The sequence below is a fragment of the Stenotrophomonas sp. 14P6.2.3 genome (genome assembly GCF_057799055.1).
Genome location: NZ_JBYOLA010000005.1, coordinates 77,810 through 96,110 on the forward strand (window position 1 = coordinate 77,810; position 18,301 = coordinate 96,110).

Consider the following 18,301-nt stretch of genomic DNA (forward strand, 5'->3'; position numbering starts at 1 on the left):
CAAGGCGCCAACCACATCGGCCTTCGCCCACTCGAAGATGAATCAGCGGAAATCCTGATGACAGGCCCGGCAATCGTCCTTCAGGGCCTGCACCTGCTGCGCCAACGCGGTGCAGTCAGTGGGAGGGCTGGCCAAGGCCGCATTGAGGTCGGCGCGGTACTTGCTGGCGTGCTGCTGGAACTGCCGGCTGTCCTTCAACCCGGGGAAGGCCAGGTCCAGGTCGTTGGACAGCAGTCGCAGCACCTGCAGGCGCGGGACGCTGTCGGCCAGGCTGCAGCGGTTCTGCTGCTGCGCCTGCTGCAGCAGATCCGCCTGCCGCTGCATCACCTGCATCAGGCTGTCCGGAAACGGATCGCGGCGCGCCTGCAGGGCACGGCCGACCATCACCGTGGCAATCAGGCCGATCAGCAGGCCCATACCGAGTACGAACAGATAGCGGTAGGCGGTGGACGGGCGGCGGGGTGGGCTGGCACTCATGGCGGGCGCTCCGGGCATGCAACGGTGGGTTCGGTGTCGGCGTGCAGTAGTGAGGGGATCTGCACGCTAAAATAGCCCGATGAACGAACAGGTCAAACAACGCTTCGCCGGCATCGAACGGCTGTATGGCGTCGGCGCGCTCGAGCGCCTGCAGGGCAGCCGTGTCGCCGTGGTTGGCATGGGCGGCGTCGGCTCGTGGGTGGTGGAGGCGCTGGCGCGCTCGGCGGTCGGCCATCTGGCCCTGATCGATGCCGATGACATCTGCGTATCCAACACCAACCGGCAGCTGCCGGCGCTGGAGGGCAACTACGGGCGCAACAAGGCCGAAGCCATGGCCGAGCGCTGCCGGGCGATCAATCCGCAGATCGAGGTCGACGCCGTGCAGGCGTTCCTGACCCCGGCCAACATGGCCGAACTGCTGGACCGCGGTTTCGACCTGGTGATCGATGCCTGCGACAGCTTCCGGGTGAAGGTGGAAACCATCGCCTGGTGCCGCCGCCGCAAGCTGCCGTTGCTGACCGTTGGCGCGGCCGGCGGCCGTACCGACCCCACCTTGGTGCGTATCCGCGATGTCTCGCGCACCGAGCACGACGCGATGCTGGCGCTGATCCGCAAGAAGCTGCGCAGCGAATTCAACTTCCCGAAGAATGCCAAGCGCTATTTCGGCGTGCCGGCGGTGTATTCGCTGGAGAACGTGAAGTATCCACAGGCCGACGGCAGCGTCTGTGGCCTGCGGCCGAACCTGGGCGCGGATGCGGCCCTGAAGCTGGATTGCGGCGCAGGCCTGGGCGCGGCCACCCACATCACCGGCGCGTTCGCGTTCGCGGCGGTGGGCAAGGCGCTGGAGATGCTGCTGGAGCCGAAGAAGGTGAAGGCCGAAGCGGTTGAGGCAGAGGCCGGGGTGTGATCGGGTAGTGCCGGCCGCTGGCCGGCATCTGCGCTGATTCAAGCGTTCCGGGGTTGCCGGCCAGCGGCCGGCACTACCTTCACGGGGTGGGCAGGTTGAACAGCCGCCGCGCGTTGTCCGTGGTGACCCGCGCCACGTCTTCAATGTCCATTCCGCGCAGCGCGGCGATGTGGCGGGCAATGACCGCCAGCCGCGCCGGCTCGTTGCGCTGGCCACGGATCCCCGCGTCGGGCTGGTCCGGCGCATCGGTCTCCAGCAGCAACTGCTGCAGTGGCATCTCGCGGACAAGCCGTTGCAGGCGCTGCGCGCGCTCGTAGGTCAGTGGTCCGCCCAGGCCGAGCAGGAATCCCAGCTTGTGCAGCTGCGCGGCCTGTTCCGGGCTGCCGGAAAAGCTGTGCACCACTCCGCGCAGGCCACCGATGCGGCGGATCGCGGCGATCACCGCATCCACTGCACGGCGGGCATGCACGATCACCGGCAGATCGAACTCGCGTGCCAGCGTCAGCTGGCCGAGGAAATACGCCTGCTGGGCCTCGGCATCCAGGCCCTCGACGAAGAAATCCAGCCCGCATTCGCCGATCGCGCAGGGTCGCTCCTGCTCGATCCACGCACGCAGTTGCGGCAGGTGTTCAGGCCGGTGCTGGTCCAGGAACATCGGGTGCAGGCCATAGGCGGGGTAGAGCCCCGTAGCCTGCTGGCAGACTTCGCGCAGCTTCGGCCAGTTGGCCGCAGTGACGGCCGGAACCACCTGCCACTGCACGCCGGCAGCGCGTGCGCGGTCGATGACCGCCTCGCGGTCACCGTCGAATTCGCTGGCATCCAGATGGCAGTGGCTGTCGACCAGCAGGTTCAACGCTGCTCCAGCGGTGGTGGCGTGGTCGCGCTGCGGCTCTTCCAGTTGGCCAGCAGCAGGGTGCCCAGGCCCAGCATCAGTTCGTCGACGAACGGAATCGGGTCGGGGATGAACAGGGTCAGCGCGAACAGGCCGGCGGTCAGCTTGAACAGGGTGGGGTAGCGCAGCCGGCGCGCCCACTGCAGGACCGGCAGCAGCATCGGGTTGGCCATGACGGGGTCCTCCTGGGGGAATGTGCAAACGCTACCACGGGCCCAGCATTTCCCGATGCTGAATGGGTTACGGCGGTGAGCAGGAAATGTGGAGATTCCGTTCAGGCACCGCATGCTGCAATCTGGCCTGAGAACGTTGCGGACGGTCCGCAAGGAGCAGGTCATGAAAAGCACAACTACAACTGTCCTGGTCGCAGCGGGCGCGCTGCTGGTCGGTGGTATCGCAACCGCCGCCTTCATGAAGAGTGGCGACAAGTCGCCTGAGCAGCTGAGCGCCGGAAACCCGAGTGAATCGCGTCTGGTCGATGGCAATGCCACCGACGATGGCGCGCGTGGCGACGCAGTGGACGCCACTGCGCCGCGTGGCCTGGAATACGCCGATGTGCTGAAGGTCGATCCGATCACCGAGAAGCAGAAGGCCTATGCCACCGTGATCGGCACCGATCCGGTGCGCGAGACGTCCACTACCCAGACCCCGCATGAGGTCTGTCAGGACGTGGTGGTGCAGGAGCGCCTGCCCGAGCGTGATGGCAACGTCGGTGGCACCGTGGTCGGTGCAGTGGTCGGCGGCCTGCTGGGCAACCAGGTGGGCGGCGGCAACGGCAAGAAGGCTGCAACTGCCGCCGGTGCCGTGGCCGGTGGCTTCATCGGCAACCAGGTCGACAAGCGCCACGTGGGTGGCCGCGTGGTCAATCGCACCGAGCGCCAGTGCCACACCGAAACGGCGACTTCCGAGTCGAGCCGTGTCACCGGCTACAACGTGACCTACCGTAATGAAGACGGCACCACCGGCACCATGCGCATGGGCAGCAAGCCGGGCAACCGCATTGCCATGGGCACCAGCGATGTGGTCAAGGGCTACAACGTGACCTACCGCTACGACGGTGCAGAGAAGACCGTGCGCCTGGACGACAAGCCGGCCAGCGATCGCCTGCCGGTGGTGGATGGGCAGCTGGTCACCCAGACCGCCGCCGCCGCGGATTCGACGGCCAACCGCCAGTAATCCCAGGCTACGACGCAGCATCGAACAGGCCGGCTTTTGCCGGCCTGTTTTTTTTGCAGGGATGGGGTTCATCCACGCGTGGCGTGGATCTACCATGACCCCATGAGCATCTTCGACCTGCGCATCGAAACCGAACGCCTGATCCTGCGCCCGCCGCAGCGGCAGGACTACGCACCCTATCAGGCGTTCTGTGCCGACGAAGAGGTGATGCGCACGCTGGGTGGCGTGCAGGCACCCTCGGTGGCATGGCGCGGCTTCTGCAGCCTGGCCGGCGCATGGCAGTTGTTCGGCTTCTCGATGTTCAGCGTGATCGAGAAATCCAGCGGTGAATGGATCGGCCGCATGGGACCGTGGCAGCCGCAGGACTGGCCCGGTACCGAGGTCGGCTGGAGCATCCGCCGTGCCAGCTGGGGCAAGGGCTACGCACCGGAGGCGGCGATCGCCGCCATCGACTGGGCGTTCGATACGTTGGGCTGGGACGAGGTGATCCACACCATCGCCGAAGACAACGAGAACTCGAAAGCGGTTGCGCGCAAGCTGGGCAGCACGCTGTTGCGCATGGGGCAGTTGCCACCGCCGTATGAAGGCAAGCCGTTGGAAATCTGGGGGCAATCGCGCGAGCAGTGGCGACAGCGCCGTTCGCCGTTGTAGAGACGAGCCGATGCTCGACTGCATTTGGCGAGCAGCAGCCGAGCATGGGCTCGGAATCTACAGGATGCATCGCCCGCCATGCTGCACCCGCGCTTGGCAATCGCCAGGCTGCTTGCCAGACTGCGGGCAGCCGGCTGCAGGCCGGAACCTCACTGGAGCAGGCAATGGTGGAAGAGCGCATTCCGTTGACGGTGCATGGCATGTCGGTCTCGGGCAATTGCCACAAGGTGCGCCTGCTGCTGGAACAGCTGGGCAGCCGCTACCGTTGGGTGGAGGTGGACAGTGCCCACGGCCAGACCCATAGCGCGGAATTTCTCGCTCTCAACCCCAACGCCAAGGTGCCGTTGATCGTGCGCGACGACGGCCGCGTGCTGACCGAATCCAATGCGATCCTGTTCTGGCTGGCCGAGGGCACGCCGTATCTTCCGGCCGACGGTTGGCAGCGTGCGCAGGCATTGAGCTGGATGTTCTTCGAGCAGTACACGCATGAGCCCTGCGTGGCGGTGGCGCGCTTCATCCGCGGTTGGACACCTTCCGACTCACCACGCCGTGCTGAACTGCCGTGCCTGCATGAGCGCGCTGCCAGCGCGCTGGCGGTGATGGAACAGCATCTGCAGCAGGCGCAGTGGTTCACCGGCGCCGACTACGGTATCGCCGATATCGCCCTGTTCGCCTATTCCGATGTCGCCGCCGACGGTGGCATCGCGCTGGATGCATTCCCGCAGGTGCGGGCCTGGTTGCAGCGGGTGCGCGCGCAGCCTCGCTTCGTGGCCATGCCTGCGGTGACCGCCGAGGTGCGCGCGCGGTTCAACGCACCGGATTGATTCCCCTGCAGCGTCGGGCGTGCGCGACCGGCGGAAGGGTCGTGCAGGCCTGGCGCCACGGTTCGCAACAACGGCACGGAGGGTGTTCGATGTTCGCTGTGGTTCCAGATCCCATTCCCGCACGCATGCGCGGTCTCAACCGCGCCGAAGTCTGTGACGTCAATTTCCTCGAGGCCGTGCGCGCCTGGCGCGGCATGCCGCGACCGCGCCCGGCGCCGGATGCGCCGATCCTGCCGGGCAGCACCCTGACGGCCGCCGCCTTCTGCGAACTGTTCGAAGCGCAGCTGCTCAGTCGCCAGCTGGACCTGATGGCGCGCGTGCTGCGCGTGCAGAACAAGGTCTTCTACACCATCGGCTCGTCCGGTCACGAAGGCAACGCGCTGCTTGCGCGCGCCTGCCGGCACACCGATCCCGCCTTCCTGCACTACCGTTCCGGCGCCTTCATGGCCGAGCGCGCTCGGCTGGTGCCCGGCATGGATCCCGTGCGCGACGCCGCGCTGTCCTTCGCCGCCAGTGCCGACGATCCGGCCAGTGGCGGCCGTCACAAAGTGTGGGGCAGCAAGCCGCTGTGGGTGCTGCCGCAGACCTCGACCATCGCATCGCACCTGCCCAAGGCGCTCGGTACCGCGCTGGCGATCGAAAGTGGCAGGCGCCTGAGCCAGCCACTGCCGATTCCGGCCGACAGCATCGTGATGTGCTCCTTCGGCGATGCCTCGGCCAACCATGCCACCGCGCAGACCGCGTTCAATACCGCGATGTGGTCGGCCTACCAGAAGCTGCCAGTGCCGATCCTGTTCGTGTGCGAGGACAACGGCCTCGGCATTTCGGTGAAGACGCCTGAAGGATGGATCGCAGAGCGTTTCAGCCGGCAACCGGGCCTGGACTATTTCTTCGCCGATGGCCTGGACCTGGCGGCCGGGCACGCGCAGGTGCAGGCGGCGGTCGAGCATTGCCGGCGCATGCGTCGGCCCACCTTCCTGCACCTGCGGACCACGCGGTTGATGGGCCACGCCGGCACCGACTTCGAAGTGGAATGGCGTGCGCTGGCGGAACTGTGCACGGCCGAGGCGCAGGACCCGCTGCTGCGCTCGGCGCAGATCGCTCTGGAATCGGGCTGGATGGATGCGGCGGGTGTGGAAGCCGCCTATGAAACCCTGCGCGCGCGCTGCATGGCCGCTGCTATCGATGCCGATACGCGTCCGAAGCTGCAGACATTGCAGGAAGTGATCACGCCGTTGGCACCCTATACGCCGGCAGCGGTACAGGCCGAGGCCGAGCGCGTGGCGCCCGTCGAGGCCCGGCAGGCGCTGTACGGCGGTGCCGACGCGCTGCCCGAACGGCAACCGCCGCGGCACCTGGCGATCCAGATCAACCACGGGCTGCAGGAACTGCTGGGCAAGTATCCGCAGGCGCTGCTGTTTGGCGAGGACGTCGCGCAGAAAGGCGGCGTCTACACGGTGACGCGCGACCTGCTGCGCCGCTTCGGCCCGCGCCGGGTATTCAACACGCTGCTGGACGAGACCATGATCCTGGGCATGGCCCAGGGTCTGGCCAACATGGGCATGTTGCCGATTCCGGAAATCCAGTACCTGGCCTACCTGCACAACGCCATCGACCAGCTGCGCGGCGAGGCCTGTTCGCTGCAGTTCTTCTCCAATGACCAGTTCCGCAACCCGATGCTGGTGCGGGTGGCCGGGCTGGGCTACCAGAAGGGGTTCGGCGGCCATTTCCACAACGACAACTCGATCACGGCGCTGCGTGACATCCCGGGGCTGGTGGTGGGCTGTCCGTCGCGTGGCGATGATGCGGTGATGATGCTGCGCACATTGGCGGCATTGGCCCGCGTGGATGGCCGGGTGGCGGTGTTCCTGGAACCGATTGCCCTGTACATGACCAAGGATCTGCACGCGGCCGGCGATGGCCAGTGGTTGTTCGACTACCCCGCACCCGGGCAGGCGCTGGTGCTGGGCGAGGGCAGGGTGTACGCGCCGGATGCCACCGATCTGGTGATCTTCACCTACGGCAACGGTGTGCCGATGGCGCTGCGCGCAGCGACCGCTATCGAGCAGAAGCTGGGCTGGCAGGTGCGGGTGGTCGACCTGCGCTGGCTGGTGCCGTTGAATGCCGCCTTCATCGGCGCCCAGGCCGCCACCGCGCAACGGGTGCTGGTGCTGGACGAGGGGCGGCAGAGCGGGGGCGTCGGCGAGGGCGTGATCACCGCGCTGGTCGAGGCCGGCCATGGCCACCTGCCGGTGCGCCGGGTCTGTGGTGCCGATACCTATACGCCGCTGGCGGGGGCAGCAATGTTCGGGCTTCCAAGCGACAATGCAGTGATTGGCGCCGCCCTCGACCTGGCGCAGGAACCCTGATGCATGTGTGGATTGGCGGGAATGTTGTTGCCGGCGGCTCAGACGCCGGCCGAGGTCCTGCAGGCGCAGGCGCTGGCCATGGGCCAGGCGCTGCACCATCGCGGGCCGGATGACGGCGGTACCTGGGTCGATGCCGCCGCCGGCATCGCCCTGGCCCACCGGCGCCTGAGCATCCTCGATCTTTCACCGCTGGGCCACCAGCCGATGGCCTCGGCCGACGGCCGCTATGTGATGGCCTACAACGGCGAGGTTTACAACTTCGCCGAGCTGCGCGCGGAACTGGAGCCGCTCGGCCATGCGTTCCGTGGCCATTCCGATACCGAGGTGCTGCTGGCCGCGATCCTGCAGTGGGGCGTCGAGGACACCCTGCAGCGCGCCAACGGCATGTTCGCCATTGCCTTGTGGGACCGCCAGGAACAGTGCCTGTGGCTGGCCCGCGACCGGGTCGGCAAGAAGCCGCTGTACTACGGCTGGGCTGGTGACGCGCTGGTGTTCGGCTCCGAGCTGAAGGCGCTGTGGCAGCACCCGGATTTCGACAACGATATCGACCGCGATGCGCTGACGCTGCTGCTGCGGCTGGACTACATCCCCGCACCGCACAGCATCCACCAGCGCTGCTACAAGCTGATGCCCGGCCGCGTGCTGCGGCTAGATGCGGCGGCGGTGGCGGCAGGGGCCAGCGCCCATCGCCCAGAGCAGGCACAGCGTCCGTACTGGGACGCGCGTGCGCGCATGCAGGCCGCACTGGCCGCACCGTTCCAGGGCCGCATCGAGGAGGCCGAAGAGCAGCTGGATGACCTGCTGCGGGATGCGGTGGCGCTGCGCATGGTGGCCGACGTGCCGGTGGGCGTGTTCCTGTCCGGCGGCACCGATTCGTCGCTGGTGGCGGCGCTGATGCAGGCGCAGAGCGGGCAGCCGGTGCACAGCTTCAGCATCGGCTTCAGCGGCTCCCACCATGACGAGGCGCCGTTGGCCAGGGAAGTGGCTACTCACCTTGGTTGCGATCACACCGAACTGTACGTCAGCGGCGCTGATGCGCTGGCGGTGGTACCGCAGCTGCCGGCAATGTTCGATGAACCCTTTGCCGATGCCTCGCAGGTGCCGACCGCGCTGGTCGCCCGCCTCGCCCGGCAGGGCGTGACCGTCGCGTTGTCCGGTGACGGTGGCGATGAACTGTTTTTCGGCTATACCCGCTATGTACGCGCGCTGCGCAACTGGCAGATGCTGGGACGGGTGCCAGCGCCGCTGCGGCGCTGGATGGGCGCGCGTGCACACCAGCAGGGTGAAGCGTCGCGCACCGGCGGGTTGGCCGCGTTGCTGGCCGAAACCGGCGCGCGCGGCATCGGCGATGTGTATCGCAACCGCATTTCGCGCTGGCGCGATCCGGCGGCGGCGGTGATCGGTGCACGCGAGGCGGGCAGCTTCTACGATCTGGCCGATCCGCTGCATGGTGCCGGTACGCCGGCCGACGCGATGATGCTGGCCGACTTCGTCAGCTATCTGCCCGACGACCTGCTGTGCAAGGTCGACCGTACCTCGATGGCGGTCAGCCTGGAGGCGCGCGCGCCCTTGCTGGACTGGCGCGTGGCCGAATTCGCGTGGTCGCTGCCGCTGGGCTTCAAGCGCAGTGAATCGACCAGCAAGGTGCTGCTCAAGCGCGTGCTGGGGCGGTACGTGCCGCAGTCGATGGTGCACCGGCCCAAGCGGGGATTCGGCGCGCCGGTCAGTGATTGGCTGAAGGGCGATCTGAAGCCCTGGGCGGACGAGCTGCTGCAGCCGGCGCGGCTGGAACGCGAGGGCGTGCTGTCGGCTGCGGCCGTGCAGCCGCTGTGGCAGCAGTTCCTGGGTGGCCAGCGCAAGTGGCACACGCACCTGTGGAACGTGCTGATGTTCCAGGCCTGGCAGGACCATTGGCGGCAGGTGCGCGCAGGCGTACAGCGCGGCTGATCTTCACCGGTGGGGAAGGGCGCGGCCGCTAGGCTGGCTCTTCCGCACCGTGAGGAGTATGTCCTGATGTCCGTCCCCACCATTGCCGTTTTCGTCGGCAGCCTGCGCAAAGAGTCCTGCAACCGCAAGCTGGCGCACGCGCTGGAGAAGCTGGCCGGTGACAAGGCGCGCTTCCAGTACGTGCAGATCGGCGACCTGCCGCTGTACGACCAGGATTTCGACGCCAGCTACCCGGCGCAGGGCACGCGCCTGAAAGACCAGGTGCGTGCCGCCGACGCCGTGCTGTTCGTTACCCCTGAGTACAACCGTTCCGTGCCCGGTGTGTTGAAGAATGCGATCGACATCGGCTCGCGCCCCTACGGCGACAGCGCCTTCGCCGGCAAGCCAGCGGCAGTGATCGGCGCCTCCATCGGCCAGATCGGCACGGCGGTGGCCCAGCAGCACCTGCGCAACAGCCTGGCCTTCCTGGACATGCACGTGCTTGGCCAGCCCGAGGCGTTCATCCACTTCAAGGATGGCCTGATCGATGCCGACGGCACGATCCACAATGAGGGCACGCAGAAATTCCTGCAGGGCTATGTGGACCGGTTCCTGGCGCTGATCGCGGTACATGCCAAGGGCGATTGACGCCAGCGGCCGCGGTCGCCATCTGCGATAATGCTCCGCTGCGGGCGTCGCAACGACGCCCGTCGCAGGCAATGCGACGCCTCCGCGCCAGTCTGGACAGGCTCAGGCGGATATCCCCCGTTCTTCCACGGCTTATCCACAGATTTGTCCATGGCCGCCGGGGTCGGCGCATGCCTACACTGGTCTGGCCCCTTTCGCAGGAAACACCGCAGCATGTCCGCCCGTTCCGGCTTCCGTTCCAACCGCAGAGAGCGCGGCGAAGGCTTCGATCGCGATCGCGATGAATCGCGTATCGACCAGTTGCGCGTGCCGCCGCACTCGGTGGAGGCCGAACAGGCGGTGCTGGGCGGCCTGATGCTGGCACCGGACGCCTACGACCGGGTCAACGACCAGCTGACCGAGGGTGACTTCTACCGCCGCGACCACCAGATGATCTACCGGGCGATCCGCGAGCTGTCCGAGCGCGAGCGCCCGTTCGATGCGGTGACCCTGGGCGAGTGGTTCGAATCGCAGGGCAAGATGGAGCTGGTGGGCGATGGCGCCTATCTGATCGAACTGGCCAGCACCACGCCGTCGGCGGCCAACATCGTGGCCTATGCGGAGATCGTGCGCGACAAGGCGGTGCTGCGGCAGCTGATCCAGGTCGGCACCGACATCGTCAACGATGGTTTCCAGCCCGAGGGCCGCGACAGCAGCGAGCTGCTGTCCGCTGCGGAAAAGAGCGTGTTCGCCATTGCCGAACAGGGCGCGCGCGGCCGTACCGACTTCGTGGCCATGCCCGGTGCGTTGAAGGACGCGTTCGAAGAGCTGCGCAACCGCTTCGAGAATGGCGGCAACATCACCGGCCTGCCGACCGGCTACACCGATTTCGATGCGATGACCGCCGGCCTGCAGCCGACCGACCTGATCATCCTTGCCGCGCGTCCTGCGATGGGCAAGACCACCTTCGCCCTGAACATCGCCGAGTACGCGGCGATCAAGTCGAAGAAGGGCGTGGCGGTGTTCTCGATGGAAATGTCCGCATCGCAGCTGGCGATGCGCCTGATCTCCTCCAATGGCCGCATCAACGCGCAGCGCCTGCGTACCGGCCAGCTGGAGGACGAGGACTGGAGCCGGGTGACCGGTGCGATCAAGATGCTGAAGGAAACCAAGATCTTCATCGACGATACGCCGGGCGTGTCGCCGGAGATCCTGCGTTCCAAGTGCCGCCGCCTCAAGCGCGAGCACGACCTGGGCCTGATCGTGATCGACTACCTGCAGCTGATGAGCGTGCCGGGCAACAGCGAAAACCGCGCGACCGAAATTTCCGAGATCTCGCGTTCGTTGAAGGGCCTGGCCAAGGAACTGCACGTGCCGGTCATCGCGCTGTCCCAGCTCAACCGCTCGCTGGAAACGCGTACCGACAAGCGCCCGGTGATGGCCGACCTTCGCGAATCGGGCGCAATCGAGCAGGATGCGGACATGATCGTCTTCATCTACCGCGACGATTACTACAACAAGGAAAATTCGCCGGACAAGGGCCTGGCCGAGATCATCATCGGCAAGCACCGTGGTGGCCCCACCGGCTCGTGCAAACTGAAGTTCTTCGGCGAGTACACCCGTTTCGACAACCTGGCCCACGACTCGGTCGGTTCGTTCGAATAACCGATGATTCCGGCGTGCCCTGTAGAGCCAAGCCCATGCTCGGCTCTTTCCGTTCGGGCGCGCGACGTCATGTAATCCATCCGGATCGCCAAAAATCCGTATGTGGCGTGTAAATGACATGTAACGCAACGCTTCTACGATTCCGCCGCTGCTGCCCTTTTGACGCCGCCCTTCGGCGTCCAGCGCGCCCAAGGAATCCCCATGTCTTGCCATGCTCCGCTTCGCCGCAATCTGCTGGCCCTGCTGGTCTGTGCCTCACTGCCTTCGCTGGCCGCCGCTGAAACCGCTCCTGCCGTCGACGCACAGTCGGCCACTACCCTGGATTCGGTCTCGGTGATCGGCCGGGGCGAGGCGCGCCAGGTCCAGCGCGTGACCGCCGAGGACATGAAGGTGCTGCCACCCGGCGCCAACCCACTGAAGCTGCTGGCCAGCAAGCCGGGCGTGCATTTCGAATCGGCCGACGCCACCGGTGCCTACGAGTGGTCCACCAGCATCAGCCTGCGCGGCTTCAACCAGAACCGCCTGGGCTACACGCTCGATGGCATCCCGCTGGGCAACATGAGTTATGGCAACAGCAACGGCCTGCACATCAGCCGCGCGGTGATCAGCGAGAACCTGGGCGGTGCCGAGGTCTCCACCGGCATCGGCGCGCTGGGTACGCCGTCGACCAGCAACCTGGGCGGCGTGTTCCAGTTCTATTCCATCGATCCCTCCACCGAGTACGGCGTCGTGCTGGCGCAGAGCCTGGGCAGTGACAGCGCACGCCGCAGCTATGCCCGCCTGGAAACCGGCGAACACCAGGGCTTCGCCGCCTACCTGTCCGGTGCGTATTCGGAGAGCGACAAGTGGAAGGGCAAGGGCTCGCATGAACTCAAGCAGTTCAACGGCAAGGCGACCTACAACTTCGGCGTCGACAGCCGCATCACCGCGCTGTTCAACGCCTCGCGCCGGGTTGAGGCCGATTACCAGGACCTGTCGCTGGAGATGATCGATCGCCTGGGCTGGAACTGGGACAACTATGCGCCGGACTGGAACCGTGCCCTGGCCGCTGCGCGTGGCCAGTACAGCGGCGGCGTCAACAGCCCGTGGGATGCGTATTACTCGGGTCACGGCCTGCGCAACGATGATGTCTCCAGCATCGCCGGTGACTTCGGCCTCAACGAGACGATGCGCCTGAAGGTCAACGTCTACAACCACAGCAACCGCGGCCAGGGCCACTGGTTCAGCCCGTCCAATCCGTCCAACCCGGGCACCAGCCGCGAGATTCCGATCTCGATCCGCACCACCGAATATGCGATCGACCGCACCGGCGTGACCTCGGCGTTCACCTGGAACGTGGGTGGCCACGAGCTGGAAGCGGGCCTGTGGTACGAAGACAACGGCCACAGCGTGCAGCGCAACTTCTACTACATCGATGGGCCGATCACCGACGACTTCTTCCTGCGCAACCCGGACCAGCGCGTGTGGCACCAGCGCTACACCACCATCACCCGCCAGTTCTACGTGCAGGACCGCTTCCGCCTGTTCGATGACCGCCTGACCATCGACGTCGGCGCCAAGTCGCCCAACACCCGCACCAGCGTGCGCACGCCGCTGGGCAGCTATGCCAGCAACAGCAGCCTGACCGCGAAGAAGGGGCTGCTGCCGCAGGCCGGCTTCAACTTCAAGCTGGACGAGCGCAATGAAATCTTCGGTTCCTATGCGAAGAACATCGCGGCCTATGCGCTGGGCGTGGGCAGTCCGTTCAATGTCCCGCAGGTGGCGTTCGATGCCAGTGCCAAGGACCTGAAGCCGGAACAGTCGCGCACCATCGAACTGGGCTGGCGCGGCTACGGCCAGGGCTATGAAGCCTCGGTCGCGGTGTACGACGTCAAGTTCGACAACCGCCTGCTGGCCATCGCCCAGTGCGTTGGCATCCTGGGTTGCCCGGCGCTGTATTCCAACGTGGGTTCGGTAACCAGCCGCGGTGCCGAGGCGACCCTGCAGCTGAAGCCGATGCGCGACCTGAGCTGGTCCAATGCGCTGTCGTGGAATGACAGCAGCTACGACAACGACTACGTCAACAACGGCGTGGTGCCGACCCGCGGCAAGAAGACGGTCGACACGCCGGAATGGATGTTCGCCAGCACCCTGGCGTGGACGCCGGGCCCGTGGGACCTGCGCCTGGCCGCCAACCACGTCGGCAAGCGCTACGTGACCTACACCAATGACGTCTCCGTGCCGAGCTACTGGCTGATCAATGCGTCGGTGGCCTATGACATGGGCAAGCTCGGCCCGGCGCAGAACCTGACCCTGGCACTGAACCTGACCAACCTGGCCGACAAGCAGTATCTGGCAACCATCAACACCAACGGTACCTACGCCGCTGATCCCACCCGCAGCCTGGCGACCATGCAGGTCGGTGCGCCGCGGCAGGTGATGGCCACCGCAACCGTGCGCTTCTGATGAAGCACATCGCCGATCCGGAAACCCGCCGTCGTCTGCTGCGCCTGGCCTGGCAGGGGACCGGAGCGGCGATCGCACTGGCGGCCATGCCCGGCGTCGCCGCCACCGGTCCGCGGCCGCGACTGGGGCGCGATCCGTTCACCCTCGGCATCGCCGCAGGTGATCCGGATCCGCAGGGCGCGGTGCTGTGGACGCGTCTTGCACCGGATCCCCTCAACGGCGGTGGCATGCCGTCGCGGGCGATCCCGGTGCGTTGGTTCGTTGCCGAAGATCCGTCGATGCGCCGGCTGGTGCAGCGTGGCGTGGCGGCGGCCGTGCCGGAGCTGGCCCATTCGGTGCACGTGGAAGTGACCGGCCTGCGTCCAGGGCGCGATTACTACTATCGATTCGCCTGCGACGGCGGCGAGGAGAGTGCGGTCGGGCATTTCCGCACCGCGCCGCTGCCGGATGCGCAGCTGCAGCAGCTGCGGCTGGCGCTGTGCACCTGCCAGGCCTGGAACAGCGGCTACTACCCGGTACTGGCGGATATCGCCCGCAGCGATGTTGATCTGGTGCTGCATGCCGGTGACTACCTGTACGAATACAGCCCGTTGCAGAACGCGCGTGGCAGCACCCTGGATGCACAGCGCTTCAGCGGTGAAACCCTCAGCCTGGAGCGTTATCGCGACCAGTACGCGCTGTACAAGCTCGACCCGGACCTGCAGGCTGCGCACGCCGCGCACGCCTTCGCGGTGATCTGGGACGACCACGAAGTGCAGAACGATTATTCCGGGATCCATCCGGAAAAGAGCGACGTGCCGACCGAGGACTTCATCGTTCGCCGCGCCGCTGCGTATCGCGCGTTCTACGAACACCTGCCGATGCGTAGCACGCCCACCGGCAACGGTGGCCTGCGCGTGCACCGTCGCCTGCGCTACGGCGACCTGGCGCAGCTGACGCTGCTGGATTGCCGTCAGTTCCGTCCCGCCAATCCCTGTGGCGTCGGCGAATCGGCGCGCTGCGAGGCGACGCTGGACCCGCGCATGAGCATGCTCGGCGTGGGGCAGGAGGCCTGGTTCGCGCAGTCGATGGCGGCCGCGGCGGGAACACGCTGGAACGTGGTGGTGCAGCAGCTGCTGATGGCGCAGTTGCGGTTGGAGCAGGGCACGCCGCGCGAGCGTTTCTGGAACGACGCCTGGGATGGCTACCCGGCCGCCCGCAAGCGCCTGCTGCAGGCGATGCAGGCCGGTGGGCAGGGCAACGCCATCGTGCTGGGCGGCGACTGGCACTCCACGTTCGTCAATGACCTGAAGCTGGATTTCGATGCCGCGGACGCGCCGGTGATCGCCACCGAGTTCATCGCCCCGGCGATCAGCAGCGGTGGCGATGACACGCCGTATGGCCCGTACTACGGCCCGTCGATCCCGCAGAATCCGCACATCCGCTATTTCGATGGCGACCGGCGTGGCTGGTGGAAGCTGCAGCTGAACCGGCAGACCGTGGACGCGGAACTGCGCTTCGCCGACAGCGTGCTGCGGCGCGATGCGGAAGTTCGCACGGCCGCGCGCTTCCAGGTGAACCACGGTCGTCCGGGGGCCGTGCCGGTACTGTAGAGCCGAGCCCACGCTCGGCTGCTCTTCGTGGCGATCGCAGAAAACCCGCGCTGCGCGCGACTGGTAGTGCCGGCCGCTGGCCGGCAACCCAATGAACCGGCGGCACCACCGGTTTCGTCGCCCCCAGCCGGGTTTCATCGCAAACCGTTTGCCCGGGCCGGGGCAGGGCGCCAAGGTGACGACAGGCGGCGGGGTGCCGCCGAGGGAGCCTGTGATGAAGACCTTGTTCGCGCTCGGTGTGTGGTGCCTGCTGTTCGTGCTGTGCTGGCCGTTGGCGATCCTGGCGCTGGTGGCCTGGCCGTTCGTGTGGCTGCTGAGCCTGCCCTTCCGCCTGGTCGGCATCACGTTCTCGGCGCTGTTCGCCTTCCTGCGCGCGCTGTTCATGCTGCCGGCACGCCTGCTGGGCGGTGGCCGCGGCGCGGTGACGGCATGAGGCCGCTGCCCATCGCGATGCTGGCGCTGCTGATGGCGGCGCCGGCCTGGGCCAGGCAACCGCCGTCGGCCTACCTTGAGCGTCAGCACCCTGCCGGCAAGACGGAAGCCAAGGCGACCGACAAGGACGCCGGCAAGGAGAGCTGCCGGGTGGTGAAGGAATGGAAGGTGGGTGAGGTGATCGCCCAGCACCGTATCTGTGACGATCCGCCGAAGCCGGACACTACGGACCGGGAAACTGCACCGCCGCAGCGTTGATGCGCGACCCGCGATGGGTGCAGGCAGTCCCGGTGTGCGGCAGGACCCGGACGACGAACGACTCAGCCCGATGGCGGTCGGCTGATGGCCAACGACCGGACCAGCTCTTCGCCGGTAGCGGCGATTTCGAAATCCACGCCGTTGAAGGTTACCGAATTGCCGTTTGCCAGCGCATACGTCGGCAGGCCTTCGACCAGGCTTGTGCCGGGAAGAATCGTTGCGTCGAAGTGCGGCCAGAACTTGAATACCAACACTCTTCGGCCATCTTCGCCGCGGGTCTCGATTCGTTCGTTTTCCATGGAGATCTCCACTGTCTGAGCAGCCCCACGAGCAGGTGCGGGAGCACCACCTGTCGCGCATCCGTGGCTTGGCGATGCAACGCGACCTCAGGGCTGAGCCTACAGCACTGGAGGTCGACGCCCGTGTGAGGGCGAGGGTGACACCGCTTGCCTGCCACGCGCCGAGTGCCAATGGGCTCCGCCCTTGTGCTGCAGTCATCGTGCAACAAAAAACCCCGCCGAGGCGGGGTTTTCAGCATCCGGGGATGCCAGCCAGCGGCCGGCACCATCAGATGGATCAGTTCGCCTTGTGGATCGCGCGCTTGCTCACGGCCATTGCCGCGTCGTGCACCACTTCCGACAGCGACGGGTGGGCGTGGCAGATGCGCGCCAGGTCGTCGGCCGAACCGCTGAACTCCATGGTCAGCACGCCTTCGTGCACCAGCTCGGACACATTGGCGCCGACCAGGTGCATGCCCAGGATGCGATCGGTTTCGGCGTGGGCCAGAACCTTCACGAAGCCTGCCGGCTCGATCATCGCCACGGCACGGCCGTTGGCGGCGAACGGGAAGCTGCCGGCCTTGTACGGAATGCCCTCGGCCTTCAGCTGCTGCTCGGTCTTGCCGACCCAGGCCAGCTCCGGCTCGGTGTAGATGACCCACGGAATGGTGTCGAAGTTGACGTGGCCCGGCAGGCCGGCGATCAGTTCGGCAACCGCGATGCCTTCCTCGAAGCCCTTGTGCGCCAGCATCGGGCCGCGCACGCAGTCACCGACCGCCCAGACGCCGTTGACGCCGGTGTGGCAGTGCGCGTCGACTTCGATCTGGCCACGCTCGTTGATCTTGACGCCGGTACCTTCGGCCAGCAGGCCCTTGGTGGCAGCGCGACGGCCGACGGCTACCAGCAGCTTGTCCACCACCAGCGACTTCTCGCCTTCGGCGTCGGTGTAGGTCAGGGCGACTTCCTTCTTCTTGCCCTTGCCGGTCACTTCGGCCTTGGAGACCTTGGCACCCAGGCGGATGTCCAGGCCCTGCTTCTTGAATTCCTTGGCGGCGGTCTTGGCCACTTCGGTATCAGCCGCCGCCAGGAAGTCCGGCAGCGCTTCCAGGATGGTCACTTCCGAACCCAGGCGCTTCCACACGCTGCCCAGTTCCAGGCCGATCACACCGGCGCCGATCACGGCCAGGCGCGCCGGTACTTCGGTGAAGTCCAGGCCGCCGACGTTGTCGACGATGGTGTCGCCGTCGAACTTGGCGAACGGCAGTTCGATCGAGTCCGAACCGGCGGCGATGATGACGTTGGTGCCCTTCAGCTCGACGACCGAGCCGTCATGCTGGGTGACCTTGACCACGTTGCCCGGCTGCAGTTCGCCGAAGCCGTAATAGGCGGCGACCTTGTTGGCCTTGAACAGCATGGCGATGCCGCCGGTGAACTGCTTGACGATCTTGTCCTTGCGGCCAACCATCGCCTCGACGTCCATCTTGGCATCCTTGAAGCTGATGCCGTGGTCGCCAAAGATGTGGCCCATGTTCCAGAACTGGCGCGAGGAATCCAGCAGCGCCTTGGACGGGATGCAGCCCACGCGCAGGCAGGTGCCACCCAGGGCCGGCTTGCCGTCCTTGCCCAGCGCTGCATCGATGCAGGCGGTCTTCAGGCCAAGCTGGGCCGCGCGGATGGCAGCGTGGTAACCGGCCGGGCCGGCACCGATGACGACGACGTCGAATTGTTCAGCCATTGAAATAGTCCTTGTTGCATTACCAGAACCCCTCCGCGCAGGCGCGG

17 protein-coding genes are annotated in these 18,301 nt (G+C 66.6%); 12 read left to right on the plus strand and 5 right to left on the minus strand.

Annotated features, from left to right (window positions below; all coding sequences use genetic code 11):
- Positions 1-42: 42 nt before the first annotated feature.
- Complete coding sequence (locus tag AC27VL_RS06345; RefSeq protein ID WP_488765855.1) at positions 43-477, minus strand: hypothetical protein; 435 nt, start codon at positions 475-477, stop codon at positions 43-45.
- A 79-nt stretch (positions 478-556) separates the two neighbouring features.
- On the opposite strand from AC27VL_RS06345, the gene AC27VL_RS06350 reads away from it, so the two are divergent.
- Complete coding sequence (locus AC27VL_RS06350) at positions 557-1,384, plus strand: tRNA threonylcarbamoyladenosine dehydratase (protein ID WP_089236156.1); 828 nt, start codon at positions 557-559, stop codon at positions 1,382-1,384.
- 79 nt (positions 1,385-1,463) lie between these two features.
- Here AC27VL_RS06350 and AC27VL_RS06355 read toward each other — a convergent pair whose 3' ends face one another.
- Both AC27VL_RS06355 and AC27VL_RS06360 read right to left on the minus strand, forming a co-directional pair.
- Positions 1,464-2,237: a TatD family hydrolase gene (locus tag AC27VL_RS06355; protein ID WP_488765856.1), complete on the minus strand. Its 774-nt coding sequence runs from the start codon at positions 2,235-2,237 to the stop codon at positions 1,464-1,466.
- A complete protein-coding gene (locus AC27VL_RS06360) occupies positions 2,234-2,449 on the minus strand; it encodes a DUF6116 family protein (protein ID WP_100460497.1) in 216 nt (71 codons plus the stop codon). The genes AC27VL_RS06355 and AC27VL_RS06360 overlap by 4 nt, the downstream gene beginning before the upstream one ends.
- Positions 2,450-2,612: 163 nt before the next feature.
- On the opposite strand from AC27VL_RS06360, the gene AC27VL_RS06365 reads away from it, so the two are divergent.
- From AC27VL_RS06365 to AC27VL_RS06415, 11 genes are all read left to right on the plus strand, one after another.
- Positions 2,613-3,452, plus strand: a complete 840-nt coding sequence (locus AC27VL_RS06365) for a glycine zipper 2TM domain-containing protein (RefSeq protein WP_488765857.1) — start codon at positions 2,613-2,615, stop codon at positions 3,450-3,452.
- Positions 3,453-3,554: 102 nt separating this feature from the next.
- Positions 3,555-4,103, plus strand: coding sequence for a GNAT family N-acetyltransferase (locus AC27VL_RS06370; protein WP_488765858.1), 549 nt, complete (start codon positions 3,555-3,557; stop codon positions 4,101-4,103).
- A 164-nt stretch (positions 4,104-4,267) separates the two neighbouring features.
- A complete protein-coding gene (locus AC27VL_RS06375; protein WP_488765859.1) occupies positions 4,268-4,927 on the plus strand; it encodes a glutathione S-transferase family protein in 660 nt (219 codons plus the stop codon).
- An 89-nt stretch (positions 4,928-5,016) separates the two neighbouring features.
- The gene (locus tag AC27VL_RS06380) at positions 5,017-7,296 is read left to right on the plus strand and encodes a thiamine pyrophosphate-dependent enzyme (protein ID WP_488765860.1); all 2,280 of its coding nucleotides are present in this window, start codon (positions 5,017-5,019) and stop codon (positions 7,294-7,296) included.
- 3 nt (positions 7,297-7,299) lie between these two features.
- A complete protein-coding gene (gene asnB / locus AC27VL_RS06385; protein ID WP_488765861.1) occupies positions 7,300-9,243 on the plus strand; it encodes an asparagine synthase (glutamine-hydrolyzing) in 1,944 nt (647 codons plus the stop codon).
- A 66-nt stretch (positions 9,244-9,309) separates the two neighbouring features.
- Entirely contained in the window at positions 9,310-9,870 is a 561-nt protein-coding gene (locus AC27VL_RS06390; RefSeq protein WP_099821135.1) for an NADPH-dependent FMN reductase, read from the plus strand.
- A 213-nt stretch (positions 9,871-10,083) separates the two neighbouring features.
- Positions 10,084-11,514 (plus strand): replicative DNA helicase, encoded by a 1,431-nt coding sequence (locus AC27VL_RS06395; protein ID WP_100552983.1) that lies wholly within the window; start codon positions 10,084-10,086, stop codon positions 11,512-11,514.
- Positions 11,515-11,715: 201 nt separating this feature from the next.
- Positions 11,716-13,959: a TonB-dependent receptor gene (locus AC27VL_RS06400; RefSeq protein ID WP_205405961.1), complete on the plus strand. Its 2,244-nt coding sequence runs from the start codon at positions 11,716-11,718 to the stop codon at positions 13,957-13,959.
- Positions 13,959-15,551: an alkaline phosphatase D family protein gene (locus AC27VL_RS06405; protein ID WP_488765862.1), complete on the plus strand. Its 1,593-nt coding sequence runs from the start codon at positions 13,959-13,961 to the stop codon at positions 15,549-15,551. Before AC27VL_RS06400 ends, AC27VL_RS06405 begins: the two co-directional genes overlap by 1 nt.
- A 214-nt stretch (positions 15,552-15,765) precedes the next feature.
- Positions 15,766-15,984: a hypothetical protein gene (locus AC27VL_RS06410; RefSeq protein WP_100552980.1), complete on the plus strand. Its 219-nt coding sequence runs from the start codon at positions 15,766-15,768 to the stop codon at positions 15,982-15,984.
- A complete protein-coding gene (locus tag AC27VL_RS06415; protein ID WP_099821130.1) occupies positions 15,981-16,241 on the plus strand; it encodes a hypothetical protein in 261 nt (86 codons plus the stop codon). The genes AC27VL_RS06410 and AC27VL_RS06415 overlap by 4 nt, the downstream gene beginning before the upstream one ends.
- 62 nt (positions 16,242-16,303) lie before the next feature.
- Here AC27VL_RS06415 and AC27VL_RS06420 read toward each other — a convergent pair whose 3' ends face one another.
- Positions 16,304-16,540 (minus strand): hypothetical protein, encoded by a 237-nt coding sequence (locus tag AC27VL_RS06420; RefSeq protein ID WP_488765863.1) that lies wholly within the window; start codon positions 16,538-16,540, stop codon positions 16,304-16,306.
- 277 nt (positions 16,541-16,817) lie between these two features.
- Positions 16,818-18,254, minus strand: a complete 1,437-nt coding sequence (lpdA, locus tag AC27VL_RS06425; RefSeq protein WP_100552977.1) for a dihydrolipoyl dehydrogenase — start codon at positions 18,252-18,254, stop codon at positions 16,818-16,820.
- Positions 18,255-18,301: the final 47 nt, after the last annotated feature.